The sequence below is a fragment of the Paraburkholderia ultramafica genome, from assembly GCF_902859915.1.
GTDB classification, from domain to species: domain Bacteria; phylum Pseudomonadota; class Gammaproteobacteria; order Burkholderiales; family Burkholderiaceae; genus Paraburkholderia; species Paraburkholderia ultramafica.
This window is the reverse complement of sequence record NZ_CADIKK010000034.1, coordinates 25,443-41,557: the sequence shown is the minus strand read 5'-3', so window position 1 is coordinate 41,557 and position 16,115 is coordinate 25,443. Positions and strand designations below refer to the sequence as shown.

The 16,115-nt window shown below is 59.5% G+C and carries 15 protein-coding genes and 2 pseudogenes; 13 read left to right on the top strand and 4 right to left on the bottom strand.

Annotated elements, in window-relative coordinates:
• Positions 1-311: 311 nt before the first annotated feature.
• From HV744_RS28670 to HV744_RS28635, 8 genes and pseudogenes are all read left to right on the top strand, one after another.
• Positions 312-735, top strand: a pseudogene (locus tag HV744_RS28670) (MarR family transcriptional regulator); the annotation flags it as partial.
• Positions 736-1,002: 267 nt separating this feature from the next.
• Positions 1,003-1,283: pseudogene (locus HV744_RS28665) on the top strand (MarR family winged helix-turn-helix transcriptional regulator); the annotation flags it as partial.
• A gap of 27 nt (positions 1,284-1,310) precedes the next feature.
• Positions 1,311-2,834, top strand: a complete 1,524-nt coding sequence (locus HV744_RS28660) for an efflux transporter outer membrane subunit (protein WP_175152734.1) — start codon at positions 1,311-1,313, stop codon at positions 2,832-2,834.
• Between the two features lie 33 nt (positions 2,835-2,867).
• The gene (locus HV744_RS28655; protein ID WP_175152733.1) at positions 2,868-4,160 is read left to right on the top strand and encodes an HlyD/EmrA/EmrK family protein; all 1,293 of its coding nucleotides are present in this window, start codon (positions 2,868-2,870) and stop codon (positions 4,158-4,160) included.
• A gap of 144 nt (positions 4,161-4,304) precedes the next feature.
• Positions 4,305-5,861 carry a DHA2 family efflux MFS transporter permease subunit gene (locus HV744_RS28650; RefSeq protein ID WP_175152732.1) on the top strand — a complete coding sequence of 519 codons (1,557 nt, stop codon included), beginning with the start codon at positions 4,305-4,307 and terminating at the stop codon, positions 5,859-5,861.
• A 706-nt stretch (positions 5,862-6,567) separates the two neighbouring features.
• On the top strand, positions 6,568-7,932 hold the full coding sequence (locus tag HV744_RS28645; RefSeq protein WP_217469168.1) for an amidohydrolase family protein: 1,365 nt from the start codon (positions 6,568-6,570) through the stop codon (positions 7,930-7,932).
• 320 nt (positions 7,933-8,252) lie between these two features.
• A complete protein-coding gene (locus HV744_RS28640; RefSeq protein WP_175152730.1) occupies positions 8,253-8,687 on the top strand; it encodes a DoxX family protein in 435 nt (144 codons plus the stop codon).
• A 64-nt stretch (positions 8,688-8,751) separates the two neighbouring features.
• The gene (locus HV744_RS28635) at positions 8,752-8,991 is read left to right on the top strand and encodes a hypothetical protein (protein WP_175152729.1); all 240 of its coding nucleotides are present in this window, start codon (positions 8,752-8,754) and stop codon (positions 8,989-8,991) included.
• Positions 8,992-9,256: 265 nt separating this feature from the next.
• On the opposite strand, the gene HV744_RS28630 is transcribed toward HV744_RS28635, so the two are convergent.
• From HV744_RS28630 to HV744_RS28620, 3 genes are all read right to left on the bottom strand, one after another.
• Positions 9,257-9,835, bottom strand: a complete 579-nt coding sequence (locus HV744_RS28630; RefSeq protein WP_175152728.1) for a TetR/AcrR family transcriptional regulator — start codon at positions 9,833-9,835, stop codon at positions 9,257-9,259.
• Positions 9,836-9,986: 151 nt separating this feature from the next.
• A complete protein-coding gene (locus HV744_RS28625) occupies positions 9,987-10,817 on the bottom strand; it encodes a pirin family protein (RefSeq protein WP_246279235.1) in 831 nt (276 codons plus the stop codon).
• A 109-nt stretch (positions 10,818-10,926) separates the two neighbouring features.
• A complete protein-coding gene (locus HV744_RS28620) occupies positions 10,927-11,553 on the bottom strand; it encodes an isochorismatase family protein (protein WP_175152726.1) in 627 nt (208 codons plus the stop codon).
• 386 nt (positions 11,554-11,939) lie between these two features.
• Between HV744_RS28620 and HV744_RS28615 the strand changes: the two genes are divergently transcribed.
• From HV744_RS28615 to HV744_RS28595, 5 genes are all read left to right on the top strand, one after another.
• Positions 11,940-13,034, top strand: a complete 1,095-nt coding sequence (locus tag HV744_RS28615) for an alkene reductase (protein ID WP_175152725.1) — start codon at positions 11,940-11,942, stop codon at positions 13,032-13,034.
• 87 nt (positions 13,035-13,121) lie between these two features.
• Complete coding sequence (locus HV744_RS28610) at positions 13,122-13,448, top strand: LysR family transcriptional regulator (RefSeq protein ID WP_175152724.1); 327 nt, start codon at positions 13,122-13,124, stop codon at positions 13,446-13,448.
• A 331-nt stretch (positions 13,449-13,779) separates the two neighbouring features.
• On the top strand, positions 13,780-14,118 hold the full coding sequence (locus HV744_RS28605; protein WP_175152723.1) for a hypothetical protein: 339 nt from the start codon (positions 13,780-13,782) through the stop codon (positions 14,116-14,118).
• A gap of 127 nt (positions 14,119-14,245) precedes the next feature.
• A complete protein-coding gene (locus HV744_RS28600) occupies positions 14,246-14,401 on the top strand; it encodes a hypothetical protein (protein WP_175152722.1) in 156 nt (51 codons plus the stop codon).
• A 165-nt stretch (positions 14,402-14,566) separates the two neighbouring features.
• Positions 14,567-15,163 carry an FMN-dependent NADH-azoreductase gene (locus HV744_RS28595; RefSeq protein ID WP_175152721.1) on the top strand — a complete coding sequence of 199 codons (597 nt, stop codon included), beginning with the start codon at positions 14,567-14,569 and terminating at the stop codon, positions 15,161-15,163.
• Between the two features lie 354 nt (positions 15,164-15,517).
• Here HV744_RS28595 and HV744_RS38565 read toward each other — a convergent pair whose 3' ends face one another.
• Positions 15,518-15,928, bottom strand: coding sequence for a DUF3331 domain-containing protein (locus tag HV744_RS38565; RefSeq protein WP_425497869.1), 411 nt, complete (start codon positions 15,926-15,928; stop codon positions 15,518-15,520).
• Between the last annotated feature and the right edge of the window lie 187 nt (positions 15,929-16,115).

Sequence of the window (16,115 nt, the reverse complement as noted above, 5' to 3'; positions counted from 1 at the left end):
TTGCAAGGCGAGCACTCGAAGCGCGTCCGTCCCAGGTTCCGCGGTGACAACGTTCTTGCATTTACGTCAACGTTCACGGACAACGCAAGCCTCGATGCTGCCTGCTGAAATTCTACCGCTCTGCCAGGAAATGGGCGGCTCTCGGCGTACGGGGGCCATGCGCTCGCCTCTTAACGGCGGGATCGGGTTTGCTTAGGCGTCTACCCTCATGACGACGCAGAATGATAGAACTATAACACTGTTATGATCTCGTGGTATCTGATTTGTCAGTCAGATCGATTTCGTTCTGGAGGTTCCGCCTGCGTCACTAAACTAAAGACAATTTCAACCTCACGGATACCGTCTGCTTCGCGCTCGCCAAGGCGCGTAACCTGATCGTGATGGAGCTGGACGCCGAGCTGAAGGATTTCGACATCTCCGGCCAGCAAATGGGCATCCTATTGATGCGCTAGCAGAATCTGGCGTCGATACCGTTCGCACTGCAGAAGATGCCCGGCATCGATACGGGCCTGATGACTCGGATGCTCGACAAACTCGAAACGACACGGTTGTTCACTCGCGCGCGACGAGCGGGACCGGCGCGTCGTGAACCTGTCGGTCACCAAAGCCGGTATGGCGGTCGCCGAACAGACTCCCGAAATCGCCTCGGACGGACTGAACGCCCGGCTGAAGAACGTCACGAAGGCCGAACTCACCGAATTGCGCCGTCCGCTGCGCAAGTTCGTCAACGACTGACGCGCCATTCCCCGCCGCAGAACCACACCGCCTGTATAAGGTGATGTGCGTATCGTCTGATCAAGCACGTAGCCCTTGTCTCACTAAAGGAACAAAGCGTTCCACATTCGCTTCGTTGACGGAAAATAACAATGTTATTTTCTCTATAACGCTGTTATGATTTGACGCTGGACCGTTTGATCGCCTTGGTCAATTGGGACTGAAGTGTCCGGCGAAGCTCTGTCTTAGGGTCTCAATATGATTTGACGCCATTCCAGGAAACGGGCCGGAGAAAATACGACGCCGGCGATCCAGTCGCCGCATTTGGGCATCGACACGGGGTTAATGACGCGCGCGCTCGACAAGCTCGAAGTGCTCGGCAGGGTGAAGCGCTCGCGCAGCAGCGACGACCACCGCGTGTGAACCTCGAACTCACGGAGGCGGGCCACACAGTGGCGCTGCATATCAGTGAGATCGCGCCGGATTTGCTGAACGCGCGCCTCGAGCGTTTTACCAAGGCCGAACTCGAAGAGCTATGCCGTCTGTTACGCAAGTTTCTGAACGATTGAGCAATTTTTTTACTGATAGGTCAGAAAATGAGGAATCAGTTAAACATGAGTCGGCGGGCAGCGCGTCAGCTGACGTCGCGCGTGTTGAAAGTGGGCGTGTCGCTTATGTTCGCCGCAGTGTTGTCGGCGTGCGCGAACTACGCCGGCATTTATAGCGACCAGAAGACAGCCGATCCGCAGCAGTACGCGATACAGCAAAGCATTCCAGCCGAGCAGGGCCATTGGCCCGCAGCAGATTGGGCCGACCAGTTCGGCGATGCGCAACTGAAGGCGCTGATCGACGAAGCATTGAAAGCCAGCCCAACGATCGACGAGGCGCGCTCGCGCGTTGCGGCGGCATCGGCGTATAGCGAAACGGCGAAGGCGAGCACGATGCCGCGCGTCGATGCGAGCTATTCGCTGACGCGCCAGCTGTATTCCGGCACGGCGGTCGTGCCGCCTCCGTACGGCGGTTCGTGGCAAACCGAGAACAAGGGCTTGCTGAGCGCGTCGTACGATCTCGACCTGTGGGGCAAGAACCGCGAAGCGCTGAAGGCCGCGATCTCGCAACTGCAGGCGAGCGAGGCCGATGCGGAAGTCGTCAAGCTGACGCTGACCACGTCGATCGCACGCACCTACAACCAGCTTGCGCGCCTTTACGTGCTGCGCGACATCGCGCAACAGGAAATCGCTCAGCGCGAACAGATCGACAGCATTACAGCGGGCCGTATCGCGACGGGTCTTGATACCGAAGTGGAACGCAAGACCGCGCAGGCCAATCTCGCGACAAGCCGCGCCGCGCTGAAGGCGCTCGACGGCCAGATCCTCTCCACGCGCTATGAGATCGCCGCGCTGCTCGGCGCCGGCCCCGACCGTGGCTTGCAGATCGCTCGCCCGGCGCTCGGCATTGGCGACGAAGTGCGTCTGCCGGACAACCTGCCTGCCGATCTCGTCAGTCGCCGTCCTGACATCGTTGCTGCGCGGTGGCGCGTCGACGCGATGACGCACGATGTGAAGGAAGCGAAGGCCGAGTTCTATCCCGACATCAACCTGAGCGCAGCCATCGGTCTCGACGCGTTTGGCTTCGGCCGCTTCCTGACGGCCGCTAGCCGCACCGCTTCGGTGGGACCGGCGATCCATCTACCGATCTTCGATGCGGGCGCGTTGCGCGCTCAACTGAAGGGCCGCTACGCCGATTTCGATTACGCCGTCGCGACATACAACCAGACGCTCTTGACCGCGCTGAGCGAAGTCGCGACGCAACTCGCGGACGTGCGCTCTACCGATTCGCAACTCGTCGATGCGCAAACTGCGCAGGACGCCGGCCGCAAGGCCGACCAGCTGGCCGTCATCCAGTACCGGGCCGGCCTGACGAATCAGCTGACCGTGCTCAACGCCGACATGAATGCGTTGTCCGCCGATCAGACCGTCGCGAATCTGCGCATGAACCGCCGCGATCAGCAGATCGCGCTCGCGTCCGCACTCGGCGGCGGGTACAGCGATAGGTCGAGCTCGAACCCGAACCCGGCCTCCGCGGCAGTGTCGCGTGCCGATGACGTCGCCGCGCGCTAAGCGGCACGCAACGAATCTGCCTGGAGAACTGAAATGAGCGAAGTCGACACCGCGGACCGCGAAATGGCCACCACCAAGCAAAAATCCGCAGCACAACCAGCCGCTGCCGCTGTCGCCAACGAACCCAACACTCGCAAGCGCAAGACGATGCTCGCGCTGCTCGGCGCGGCGATCGTCGCGTCGACGGCGGCATACGGCGCTTACTACATGACCTATTCCCGCTATCACGAGTCGACTGACGACGCATACGTCAGTGGCAATCTCGTGCAACTGACCCCGCAAGTGACAGGAACGGTGATCGGCGTGAACGCCGACGACACGCAGATCGTGAAAGCCGGCGACCCCGTCGTGACGCTCGATGCCGCCGACGCGAAAGTCGCGCTCGGCAACGCCGAAGCGACGCTCGGCCAGACGGTCCGCCAGGTCAGCAGCCTGTACGTGAACAACGACTTCTACAGCGCGAACGTCGCGCAGAAGCAGTCCGACCTCGCGCGCGCCACTGACGATCTGCGCCGCCGCCAGGCCGTCGCGAACACAGGCGCGGTATCCGGCGAAGAAGTCGCGCATGCGCACGACGCCGTCGCCGCCGCGCAAGCCGCGCTCGACGCCGCACGCCAGCAGGCCGAGGCAAACCGCGCGCTGACCGACCGCACGACGATCGAACAGCATCCGAACGTGTTGGCCGCCGCATCGAGAGTGCGCGACGCGTACCTCGCGTACGCGCGCAACACATTGCCCGCACCGGTGACGGGTTACGTCGCGCGCCGTTCCGTGCAGGTCGGCCAGCGCGTCGCGCCAGGCACGCCGCTGATGGCGATTGTGCCGCTCGACGGCGTGTGGGTCGATGCGAACTACAAGGAAAGCCAGCTGAAGAACATGCGCATCGGCCAGCCGGTCACGCTGACGGCCGACGTGTATGGCGGCGGTGTCACGTATCACGGCCGCGTGGTTGGCTTCTCCGCCGGCACCGGCAGCGCATTCTCCGTACTGCCCGCGCAGAACGCAACAGGCAACTGGATCAAGGTCGTGCAACGTCTGCCGGCGCGCATCCAGCTCGATCAGAAGGAACTTGATGCGCATCCGCTGCGCATCGGGCTGTCGATGCAGGTGGACGTCGATACGCGCGACCACTCCGGTCATCAACTCGGCGCGGCGGCGAACACGACGTATCGCACCGACGTGTTCAGCGAATACGGTGCGCAGGCTGACGCTGAGATCGCGAAAATCATCGCGCAGAACACGGTCGGCGGACGGGCGGGCGCGGTGGCCAATCAACCCGCCGCAAAGACCGTCGCTGCGAAGGCAGTTGCGATGCGCGCGGGCTAATTGCCAGTCAGGACGCAGTTCGTATCCGCATCCTTCTTTTCGTTCAAATAGCTCACAGGTCAGATTTAAACGCGAATTGCAGCACCGGATAGGATCGCCGCGCAATCGATTCGGACCTGTTGGGAAGTAAAAACTGGAAGTGACATGAATCCCTCGACGCAACTTGCTCCGCCACCTCTCACCGGCGGAAAACTGGTTCTCGCGACACTTGCCGTCGCGCTGGCGACGTTCATGAATGTGCTCGACTCATCGATTGCCAACGTCGCGATTCCGACCATCTCTGGCAACCTCGGCGTATCGGTGGACGAGGGCACGTGGGTAATCACGCTGTTCTCCGCGGCGAACGCGGTTGCCATTCCGTTGACAGGCTGGCTCACGCAGCGCGTCGGACAGATCAAGCTATTTGTTGCCGCCATCCTGCTGTTCGTGGTTTCGTCGTGGCTGTGCGGCATCGCACCGAACCTGATCGTGCTGCTCGCCGCGCGTGTGGTGCAAGGCGCGGTGGCTGGCCCGCTGATACCGCTGTCGCAGGCCATTCTGCTCGGGTCATATCCGAAGGAAAAGAGTTCGACAGCGCTTGCGCTGTGGGCAATGACGGCGACCGTCGGCCCGATTGCCGGCCCCGCGCTTGGCGGCTGGATCACCGATAGCTATAGCTGGTCGTGGATCTTCTACATCAACATCCCCGTCGGCATCTTTGCAGCCGGTGTCACGTGGCTGATCTATCGCGACCGCGAAACGCCCTCGCGTAAGCTGCCGATCGACAAGGTGGGCCTGATGTCTCTGATTGTGTGGGTCGCGTCGTTGCAGATCATGCTCGACAAGGGCAAGGATCTCGACTGGTTCAGTTCGCCGGTGATCTGCATTCTTGCCATAGTCGCCGTGATCAGCTTCGTGTTCTTCCTGATCTGGGAATTCACCGAAAAGAACCCGATCGTCGATATTCGACTCTTTGCCCAGCGCAACTTCCGGGGCGGCACGATTGCGATTTCGGTCGCCTACGCAGTCTTCTTCTCGAACCTCGTCATCTTGCCGCAGTGGATTCAGGGCTATCTCGGCTATCGGTCGGTGGATGCCGGTCTCGTGACGGCGCCGCTCGGCTTCTTCGCCGTACTGCTTACGCCGGTGATGGCGAAGATCATGCCGAAGTCCGATGCGCGTGTGCTGGCGACGCTCTCTTTCCTCGGCTATGCGGGCGTGTTCTTCATGCGCTCGCACTACACGACGGATGTCGATTCGTGGACGCTCGTGCTGCCGACCCTGCTACAAGGCATTCCGACCGCGCTCTTCTTCGTGCCACTGACGTCGATCATCCTGTCGGGCCTTGCGCCGGCCAAGATTCCCGCCGCCGCCGGTTTGTCGAACTTCGTGCGCGTGTTTGCGAGCGGCGTGGGCACGTCTCTGGTCACGACAGGCTGGAACAACCGGACGATTCTGCATCACGCGCAACTGACCGAACAAACGGGCGTCGACAACCCGGCCTACAACAACGCGATCGCGAGCATTCATGCGACACTCGGCGGCGGCATGGACCAGGCGGAAGCATTCTTCGAACGGTCGTTAAATGCGCAGGCTGCGATGCTGGGCTTGAATGACATCTTCTGGCTGTCGTCGATCATCTTCATCATGATCATTCCGTTGATCTGGCTGACGAAACCGGGCAAGGGCGGTGGCGGCGCGGCGGCAGCTGGCGCGCACTAACGCTGACCGCTCGAAGGAACGGCCCCCGGTTCGTGTGAACCGGGTCCGTGGCGTATCGAGAACACGCTGTTAGCCGCGCTGCGCCAAGACCTTGCGAATCGGACCGACAGGCGGGGACTGGTGGACCCTCGGTTTCCGTACTGCGTGTTCGGTCTGCAGGCGTTTGAACTGAAGTCATTGGTGGTCTGCTGCGGGGCCACTCGTTTTCAGTGCACTAAGTGACGATGATGCAAGGATGTTTCGCTCCGCACTTGAGTCTGCTGCCTTCCTCGGCGGAGCGCCTCAAGCTGCTGGGCAGAGCAAGGCCACATCTATTTGTGCACTCGACTGATCCACGTGGATGACGACGTTAAATAACGGTGTTATTTTATTTATAACGCTGTTATTATTTGGCGACTGAATCGTTGTGATCGTCTTGGATCGAATTGCTCTGGCAAAGGGTCCCGACATGAATGGGGCTACTCAAGAAAACGGACCGGGGCTTTCGAGTGCGGAACCGGGGGAACTTGTCCGGTGGCAATTAAGCCCGTCTCGGCCGACTGGATTCCATCTGATATTTAGGTAAGGAGTGTTTATGTGCCGCGTTTGCGACAGTATGAGAAGCCTTGAAGGCGATGGTCAGAGGCTCCAAAGCGAGACGCCCGGGGAGCGGTTTCTTAGCCGTCTTGCGGATGGTCATGTCAACTCGCCCGTGGAAAATTACGCAATGCCCACGGGAAGCGGTGAGGCTGGGAAAAGGGTATTGATTCGCGGCGGCCATGTCATGACGATGGATCCGGAACTGGGCGATTTCGCGGTTGGCGACGTTTTGATTGAAGGACACGCCATCACTGCCGTTGCTCCGCGGATCGACGTCAGCGATGCCGAGGTGATCAACGCGCGGGGCAGGATCGTCATGCCGGGCTTCGTCGACACGCATCATCACCAGTTTGAGACAGCTTTGCGAAGCATGCTGCCCAACGGTCTGCTATCCGGCAATGGCGGTGAGGAAGGTCAGCCCAACTATCTGGAGCATGTTCTCGGCAAATTGGCGCCCGTCTATAGGCCGGAGGATGTGTACATCAGCGAGTTGTTCGGTTCACTGAGCCAGTTGGATGCCGGAGTCACGACAGTCCTTGACGTATCGCAAATCCACCACTCGCCCGAGCATAGCGATGCTGCGATCAGCGGCCTGTTCGACGCTGGCCGCCGGTCTGTATTTGGTTTCTTTGAGGGCGCAGGGCCCCAGACGCAATACCCTGAGGACGTGACGCGATTGCGTCGCCAGTACTTCAGTTCGGACGAACAGTTGGTGACCATGATTATGGGGGGAGAGATCTACCTCCCGAATTATGAACGATCATGGGCTCTGGCTCAGGATCTCTCAATGCGCATCGCGCTCCATGTAGTGGGCGCCATGGGTATGGGTCCCCAAATGGAAGCCCTTGCTCGCGCGGGACGCATTACGTCGAGCCACCTTCTTATCCACATGACGGGAATGAGCGACGTAACGTGGAGCGCCGTGGCCGAGGCGGGTGCAAGCATCTCCCTGTCCACCCCGATAGAAATGAGCATGCGTCACGGTATGCCGCCCATTCTTAAGGCGCGCGAACTGGGGGTGCCGGTGTCGTTGAGTTCGGACGTCGAATGCACAATGACAGCAGACTTCTTTACGCAGATGCGTTCCACGGTGACGCTGCAGCGCGCGCTCGTGAACGAGCTCGCCTTGTCCGGATCAGACGACCTGCCGCGGCTTATGACTTCCCGCGAGGTCCTTCGAGACGCGACCCTCGGTGGCGCGAAAGCACTGGGGCTTGACGGAAAGATAGGCACCATTTCACCCGGCAAGGCGGCTGACCTCATTCTTCTGGACGGCGGTGCCATCAATGTCAGCCCACTCAATAATGTTCCTGGGGCCGTGGTAACCCTGATGGAGCGTTCGAACGTTGAGACGGTATTGGTGAATGGCAGAATCCGGAAATGGATGGGCAAGCTTATCGATGTGGATTATCAACGCCTGAATGCAGCATTGGTCTCTTCGCGAGACTCTCTATTGGAGCGTGCTGGGCTTGTTCATGGATTGTTCGATTGAGTTTCGCGTAACAAGCGGTACTGGTCCGGTCGCGTGGGGCGTCATCCGGGCGTCTCAAGTCGACCGTCCACATACCCTATGGTCCCATGCGACCGGATGCGACCATACATGGTGATTCAAGAACCGCATGTCCAGCTCGGAAGAGGGCGTGCCTGAGCCGAATTCTCGGCAGTTCGAACCCTTCGATCACCGCGCCCCATTTTTTTTGGGTAACTCGACCGCCGCACTAAGCAGACCAACTGATTGAATGGCCACAAGTCACGCGGTCGCACCATGAATTCGGACTACTTTTATTTGTCATCTCAAATGGGAATCACGTAGTGAAACAGTCGCCATTAATGGAAAAATACGCCACGTTAGCGGCAAGAATTCTTATCGGCGGAATGTTTTTGGCTAGTGCACTTGGCATGATGGGTGCATTCGGGAGCGTGGCCGATCTCATGCGGCAAAAGGGAATTCCATTCACGACGCCGCTTCTCATTGCGACGATTGCTCTATGGCTCGTCGGCGCAGCCGGAATCATCTCGGGATATAAACTTCGGGAGGCCTCGATCGCCTTGTTCATTGCGGTCATTGCAGTGACGGTAACGATCCACGCTCCCTGGACTGCAGCGCCGGCCGCTTTTCAGGATGAGTTGAATCACTTCCTCGACAATCTCGCGATACTCGGTGGCCTCTTGTATCTTGCCACGTTCGGACCGGGTCGGCTGAGTATCGGCGAGGGTATCAAGCGTCCTGACTTTGGTGGGGAATGACGCTTTAAGGGTTCTCGGCACGACCGTCGGGGACTCTGCAATTTGTAGTGTATCTGGAGGTCTTGTGTCTTTCGAACATCGTGGTTTTCGGGTAACTGCCGATGCTGCGGCAGATGAGCTTGGGGTTCAGTGGGTCTGCCATGCGGTGATTGAACGTACCGACGGGCATAAGGAGAAGGGTGCTCCGGTCGACGTCGAACTGATCGTTCCCAGAGCTAAAATTGACCCTCTGATGGCGATCAGTGCGCTTGAGCATAGAGCCCGGACCGCGATTGACGACTGGCACGACAGAGGCCAGGCTTAGACGTGCTTTTCTCACCCATTTCGCTGAATCGGATCGGACGCTCCTTCATGTCAGGATTCCCTTCGACATAAGGAGCCGATAAAGGTGATTGAGCGCTAAGCGTTGCCGGATCGGATAAGAGCTCGATAGAAACGCATGTGTGCGTTTGCGGTCGCGAAACCGGCGTACGCCCCGAAGGAAGATGCCCGCTCGACCCACAGCCGTCACCTCAAATTCTGAATCGGCTAACCCATTTCAGGTGGCATGATCCCGGGGACATCAATGGCTAGTCCAGGTTGGCAAGCAACGTCGCCAACGCATCTCTCATGCGAACGCCCTTCGCGCCGGCTCGCACCATCACCTGAAAACCGGGGAACGCCACGGTGAAAAGCCTTGCGAGCCGGCGCGCGTTCTCCTTCGTACCGACCGAACCATCGGCCTGCCCACGTGTGATCGTTTTTGCAAGCGCATCTTCTATGAGCTGGAAATCTGCCTCAACCCGGGCCTGAACATCCGGGTCGTGTGGCGCCATTTCCACCGCGTGATTGACGCTCATGCAGCCGTTCGAGAACTCCAATCGATCCGCGTTGCCGATAATCAATCGAAAGAACGCTTCGACTGCATCACGTGCGCTTCCGCGCGCCAGGATATCATGCATTTCCCGCGCCCGTTCCTCCCGATAGGCATCGTATGCCGTCAGGAATAACTCCCGCTTTCCACCGAACGTGGCGTAAAGGCTGCTCTTGCTCAGCCCGGTGGCTGCCAGCAGGTCATTTAGCGAAGTTGCCTCGTATCCTTTGTGCCAGAACACGCCCATCGCCTTATCAAGCGCTTCGCCCGAGTCGAACTCCTGTACCCTTCCCATTCACGTTTCCAGCTAGTAGTTTGTCATTTCCGGACCGACCGGTCCGCTTACCTCAATTTAGCAACGTTCCCCGGGAGAATTCAAGGTTGCTTCGGAACGAACGCCGGCAGCGGTTATCCGATATCAGCGCCGTAAGCGGGCCCTCAGGGCGTCAATCCTCGCGCTGGCCAGTGCCTATCGCCTGCAATCGCCCCATTTTTCCAGCCTTGAAACGAGCCACAGCCTCTTCAATCTGCGCTGCGGAATTCATGATGAAGGGACCATTCGTGACCATCGGTTCGTCGATTGCCGGGCCTGCCAACACCAGCATATGCGTTGGTGCCGATGGTTCAAGGCGAACCGACCCGGCATCGTCGCTGCGGATGCCCAAGGTATGTCCTGGTCGCAACTGGATTGCCTTGCCGTCCGCATCCAGCCGAAGCTCTCCTTCAAGCACATAGACGATCGTATTCCAGTTGGCGTTGAGCGGAAGATCGGTTGGCACACACCACTCGCCATCCAGTAGCAGAAACGGTTCGGCGGGGACTAACGGCGAACGCTTCCCCTCATGTTCGCCAACGACAACCCGGATCCGGTTGCCGGTACCGTCATCAATTACGGGCACATCGTTCCGTTTGAGCCAAAAGACTTCAGGATCAAGTCGCTTGTTAGCAGAAGTCTGATTGACAAAAAGCTGGATCCCGTGGACCTCGCGACCGTTCTGCGCGGGAAGCTCGTCATGAATCATGCCGCTGCCCGCCTGAGTCCAGATGACATCGCCCGGTCCGGCGATGAAGTCGTTCCCGAGGGAGTCTCGATTGTGCATCGCGCCCGCGGAATCATCGAACATATAGGAGATGGCAGAGAAACCAGCGTGCGGATGAGGAGCGAAAGTGGGGCCGCTCATCCGGAAGTGATCAAGCCCTACCACCGGGTTGACGAAGTCATGGAGCGCGGCCAGATCGATCCGCGCTGCCGCGAAACTGGCACCTCGCTTGGACATCTGGTTCACGACCGCTCTGGAAACATGTATAGCCATTTTGAGTACCTGTTATTTCTATGCGAGGTTCCGGCGCAGATGCGCCAGGCCCCCCGCGGACAGACGATGGAAACTACTGTGCGCCGGCCTTTGTCGCCCGGAAACTTCCGATCAGATTGCCGTAAAACGGAAGGTGCTCGCCCATGACGGCGCCAAGTTCCTGCCCGTGAGGATTGCGCCAGTCACCCTGCAACTCTGCACCAACAGCAACCCACGTCATGGGCACCACGCCTGCCTGCGCCATGCGAGTGACGGCTACTTCCTGTACCAGCTTGTTCCAGGTTCCCGATGCATCAATAACGGCGTAAACCTCATAGCCCGCCCTGATCGCCGAGAGGGCCACGAATGCAACACATACTTCGGTCGACACGCCGGCAACAATCAGCTTCTTGCGGCCTGTCTTCCGGACCGCCTCGACGAATTCGCTGTTATCCCAAGCGTTGATTTCGCCCGGACGATGGATCACCGGTGCATCCGGCAGAGTGTTGGAAATGATCGGCAGCAGCGGGCCGTTCGGACCGTCCCCGGCGCTGGTCGTGGCAATGGTCGGCAGACTAAACGTCTTTCCCAGTTTTACCAGTGCCGCGACCGCCGTCATGTACTCGGGGACGCTTTGGTCCTGAATGCCGTTCGAAAGACCGGTCTGATGATCGATCAGCAGCAACGCTGCGTTGTCAGCGGTAAGACGGTCATAGCTCATTTTCAACTCCTTCGTTGAATCCGGCGAAATGGCTTCCCGGATGGGCGCGCAACGGCTTATCCCTCAATCCTTGCGAACCAAAGTTGGGACTTAAGCATTACTCGCGATAATTTTCTGGACCAATTCGTCCAGATTCGGTGTACAAGCACGTGTCTGGTTGGCCGTACTGTCGAAACTACCCTTGTCATGATAATTGCGGACCATATGGTCCAGATTAATGCGAACGATATCAATCAGCACTCGAATCCGTCAAGCGCCGTCCGCACATGGATTCCAGTCATCGCTGCAACGGTGTTTCTCGGACGGATTCCGCATGCGACGAGTCGCATTAGATTATATTGGACCGGTAAGTCCAGAACGCGGTCGGATTACCACAGGAGCATTCCATGCAATCGAACCAAACGCATTCTCTCAGCCATCTTTTGTCGCCGGTCCGGCTAGGCAGTCTTTCCCTTTCCAATCGAGCCGTGATGCCGCCTCTCACCCGAAGCCGTGCCGACAGCGGCGACATACCTGGGTCTCTTGTAGTTGACTACTACCGTCAGCGCGCGACTGCCGGCTTGATCGTCACGGAAGGATCGCAGATCTCAGCGCAAGGAAAAGGTTATCCGAGGACGCCAGGTATCTTCACGCCGGCACAGGTTGCCGGCTGGCGAGCAGTGACCGACGCTGTGCACCAGGAGGGCGGCCGTATCTTTCTGCAGCTTTGGCACGTTGGCCGCCTGTCGCATAGCGTCGTGCAGCCCGGCGGCGAGCTGCCCGTCGCCCCCTCTGCCATCGCGGCGGCCGGCGAAATCTACACAATGGAGGGGATGAAGCCTTACGAAACTCCGCGCGCACTGAACACACTCGAAATCCGCGAAATTGTCGAAGACTTCCGGCGCGCCGCGGAAAACGCGAAGGCTGCCGGCTTCGATGGCGTAGAGGTTCATGGTGCCAACGGTTACCTGATCGACCAATTCCTTCAAAGCGGCACGAACGTGCGGACCGATGAGTATGGCGGATCGGCGCAAAACCGGGCGCGCTTTCTGCGCGAAGTTGTTGAAGCGGTGATTCCCGTGTTTGGTGCCGAGCGGGTCGGAGTGCGGGTGTCACCACGCTTCAATGTCTTTTCGATGAGTGACAGTGATCCGGCGGCTACTTTCGGGTACGTCGCCGACATGCTCAGTCAGTACGGGCTGGCGTACTTACACGTTGTCCAACTCGGCGACCAACCCTTCGATTTCCGCAGCCTGAAAACCCGGTTCGGTGGTACCTATATCGCCAACGGCGGATACACGGCAGAGACCGCCGAAGCGGCAATTCGAGCAGGCGACGCGGATCTCGTTTCATTTGGCACGCTGTTCCTTGCGAATCCGGATCTCGTCCAGCGATTCCAGTCCGGCGGCCCGTTCAATTCACCTGATGCCTCAACCTTCTATCAGGGCGAGGAGCGGGGATATATCGACTATCCCACCCTTGACGAGGTGGTCTCCCAGTAATCGGTGGCCGCTCGCCCGTTCGTCGACCGGTTTCAACCGGGTACCCATGAGGCAAAGGCGAGCGGCGCTCGAGAAGGATTTACCACGATGACATTCCCGCCCCCTGGCAAATCAGGCATCGAGCCCAATCACCTGGTGTACTTTGCGTGCGTCGTCAGGCATGAGAGCTTCACCGCCGCCTCAAAGGAGACGGGTGTGAGTAAATCGAAGCTGAGCCGCGTGATATCCAATCTGGAGAGTCAAATGCGCGTCCGCCTTCTCGAGAGGACGACCCGGCGCGTGACGGCGACAGATGCTGGATACCTGTTGTATCAACGCTGCCAGGAAGTGTATTCGGCATTGGTAGCGGCGCACGAAACCATCGAGGCCCTTGAAACGGAGGCTGCCGGCCGTTCGTCCGATTCCATCCTGTAGAACAACGTCGGCGCAGCATCTCCACGGCGCCTCATTTAACCTCGCGGTCCGCTTGTCTGTCGGTTGCTAACACCCGGTTCTGGAGTCGTCCATTATGCACGAGCCGCTACACCAAGCGGCCCAGTTGCCGGTTTCCATCGGCGACACCCGCGGGAGCGAAGCGAAATGACGGGAAACGCGGCAATGCGCCGCGGTTTCAGACGTGAACAAAGCAGCACTGCGGGCGTTTTACTGAAGGACCGGTCGCACTTGCAAGCGTCACTCTTCCGAAATCACTACTATGCGGTGAGTCGGTTGGGGCGAAGGACTCAATGGATCAACGGAGTGGACTATGAATATCGCAGGAAAATGTGTGCTGGTGTCGGCATTGATGATCGGGCTATCGGGGGCGACTCATGCTCAGTCCGCTAGCTCGACGCCCGATGTCATCGGCGGTGTGCAACCGGGCGGCATCAACGGCGCGGACACTGGCGCAAGTATGGGCTTGGCGCCCGGCGTCGGCTCGAGCCCAGGCACGGGTATCGCGCGAGGCGCGGCGACGATTGGCGGTGGAATGAACAGCGGATTGGGCGCGCCCGCGAACAACATGAGAGCGAATGGCACGAGTCTGTATATGAATCCGGACCCCCGAGCGCCGAATGTCACGGGAAGGGCGTTCGTACCGCACTAATCCACACTGAGGCGGCTCGAGGAAATCGATTTGGTTGACAGACCCGTCGTCGCGCGGTTGTCACGCTGACGGGTGAAACAGATTGTTTGGTCACGCGTATTTCTGTCTTGCGCTGGCGGGGCGGCGGATGCGTGGCTCATTCCTGAGCATGCGCGACTGCTTCTTCGAAATCGCGCCAACCTCGGTACTGCGACCGCTGTGCGCACTGTCGCGCTATATCCTTAGCGTAATCGACACGCGCACGCTGGCGCGCAACTGCCGCGAGCGCTGGCTGGCGGGTTGACGCCAAGGCGAGGTGCGCCGGGTTGCGTTTCGACCTGCAATTCCAGCGGCAGATTGTTCTGCCCCTGCAACGTTGCGTCGCTGCAGGATGGCTTTTTCGCGGCCCGGTAAGAAAACACAATAGCGCCACTCGCGTTACAGCGCGAGCCCTAAACTGGAGTCAATCATGACCACGATACTGCAAATCAACTCGGCAGCCCGCTCGCAAGGCGCGACCTCGACGCTGCTCGTCAACGAACTGACCGCGAAGCTGCAACAATCGAATCCGGGCGCGCAAGTCGTCGCCCGCAACCTGCAGGCTGAACCGTTGCCGCACCTCGACGATTCGATCCTCGGCGCGTTCTTCACGCCGGCCGACAAGCGCACGGCCGAGCAAGCCGCGATCGCCGCACGCAGCGACGCGCTGATCGCCGAACTGCAAGCTGCCGACATCGTCGTGATCGGCGCACCGCTGTACAACTTCGGCGTGTCGTCACAACTGAAGACCTATTTTGATTTCATCGCACGCGCCGGCAGCACGTTCCAGTACACGGCAAACGGTTCGGAAGGCCTCGTGAAGGGCAAGCAGGTGTACGTGGTCGCGGCGCGCGGCGGCAAGTATCTTGACACCCCGACCGACAGCCAGACGCCGTTTCTGAAAACCTTTCTCGGCTTCCTCGGCATGACCGACGTGACCTTCGTCTACGCTGAAGGCCTGGCCATGGGCCCGGAAGCAGCCAGCGCAGGATTGGCTGAGGCACGCGAAGCCATCGCTGCTGTGTAAGGTTCGCGCTCGCGCGGGACGCTTCGATGGTTTCTTGCCGCCGGTGCGCCATGGCGTGCATGGTGTCCGCCGGAGGCGAGGCTTATGCCAGCGTCTGCGCTTCTTCCGGCAGACGCCGGTCGATTGGCTGGCGGCCGTGCTTGTCGAGGTATTCGTTGGCCAACTCGACAAGCGGTTTGCGCCGCAGCAACGTGATTTGGTTAAACGATAGCGATATGATGAGACCGCTAGCCGAATTAGCGAACTTCAACAGCAACAACCTTAGGCGCGCCGACAGACCAGGACCGGTGTCGCCCCAGCTTTGGAGTCGGCCATGACCTCCGTCCATCGAGGCGATGGCAGTCTCGCAATCGTTTAATTCTGCGCGACATCGTTCACCACCGAGGAAAGTATCATCTCGTCAGCATTGGCCGGCGTCGAGCGGGCTCTTCCCGGCTTGTATATGGCATCGCCTGGGTTGATGCGCGCGCCACTGAGCGCGCAGATACCGGATATTCTCGCGATGGATGCGCGCCATACCTGTTCGACATAGCGGCACGACGTGGGATCGCACCAGCTGATCGTCGCACTGCTCGAACTAGGCCGGTCGATCACGCTTGCTGCCGCTTTTCGCGGGTTAGATCGACTCGGTGTGCGAAGCTCTCCTCGGCCGGCCTCTCGGGCCGCAGCCGACAGGAGTGGGGGCGCGTTAGCAGCGCCTGACAGCAAAGCCAGCAGGCCGACTGTCTGGACCCACGGATCGCTTCTGTTAGAACGTGAAGGCATTTTCCAGCTCCTCAAGGAGAATATCCGCTTGCGATCAACTCGCAATGCAGACATCGGAATCAGACGTCGACGCGTCGTGTTATGCATTTTTCCCCGCGACTTCTCAAAGGCTGTAGCAACGGTCAACCAGGTAGAAACCTACCAACGGTTGCCGAATGCGCCACGCCTGAAGCATGAACGCGGCATC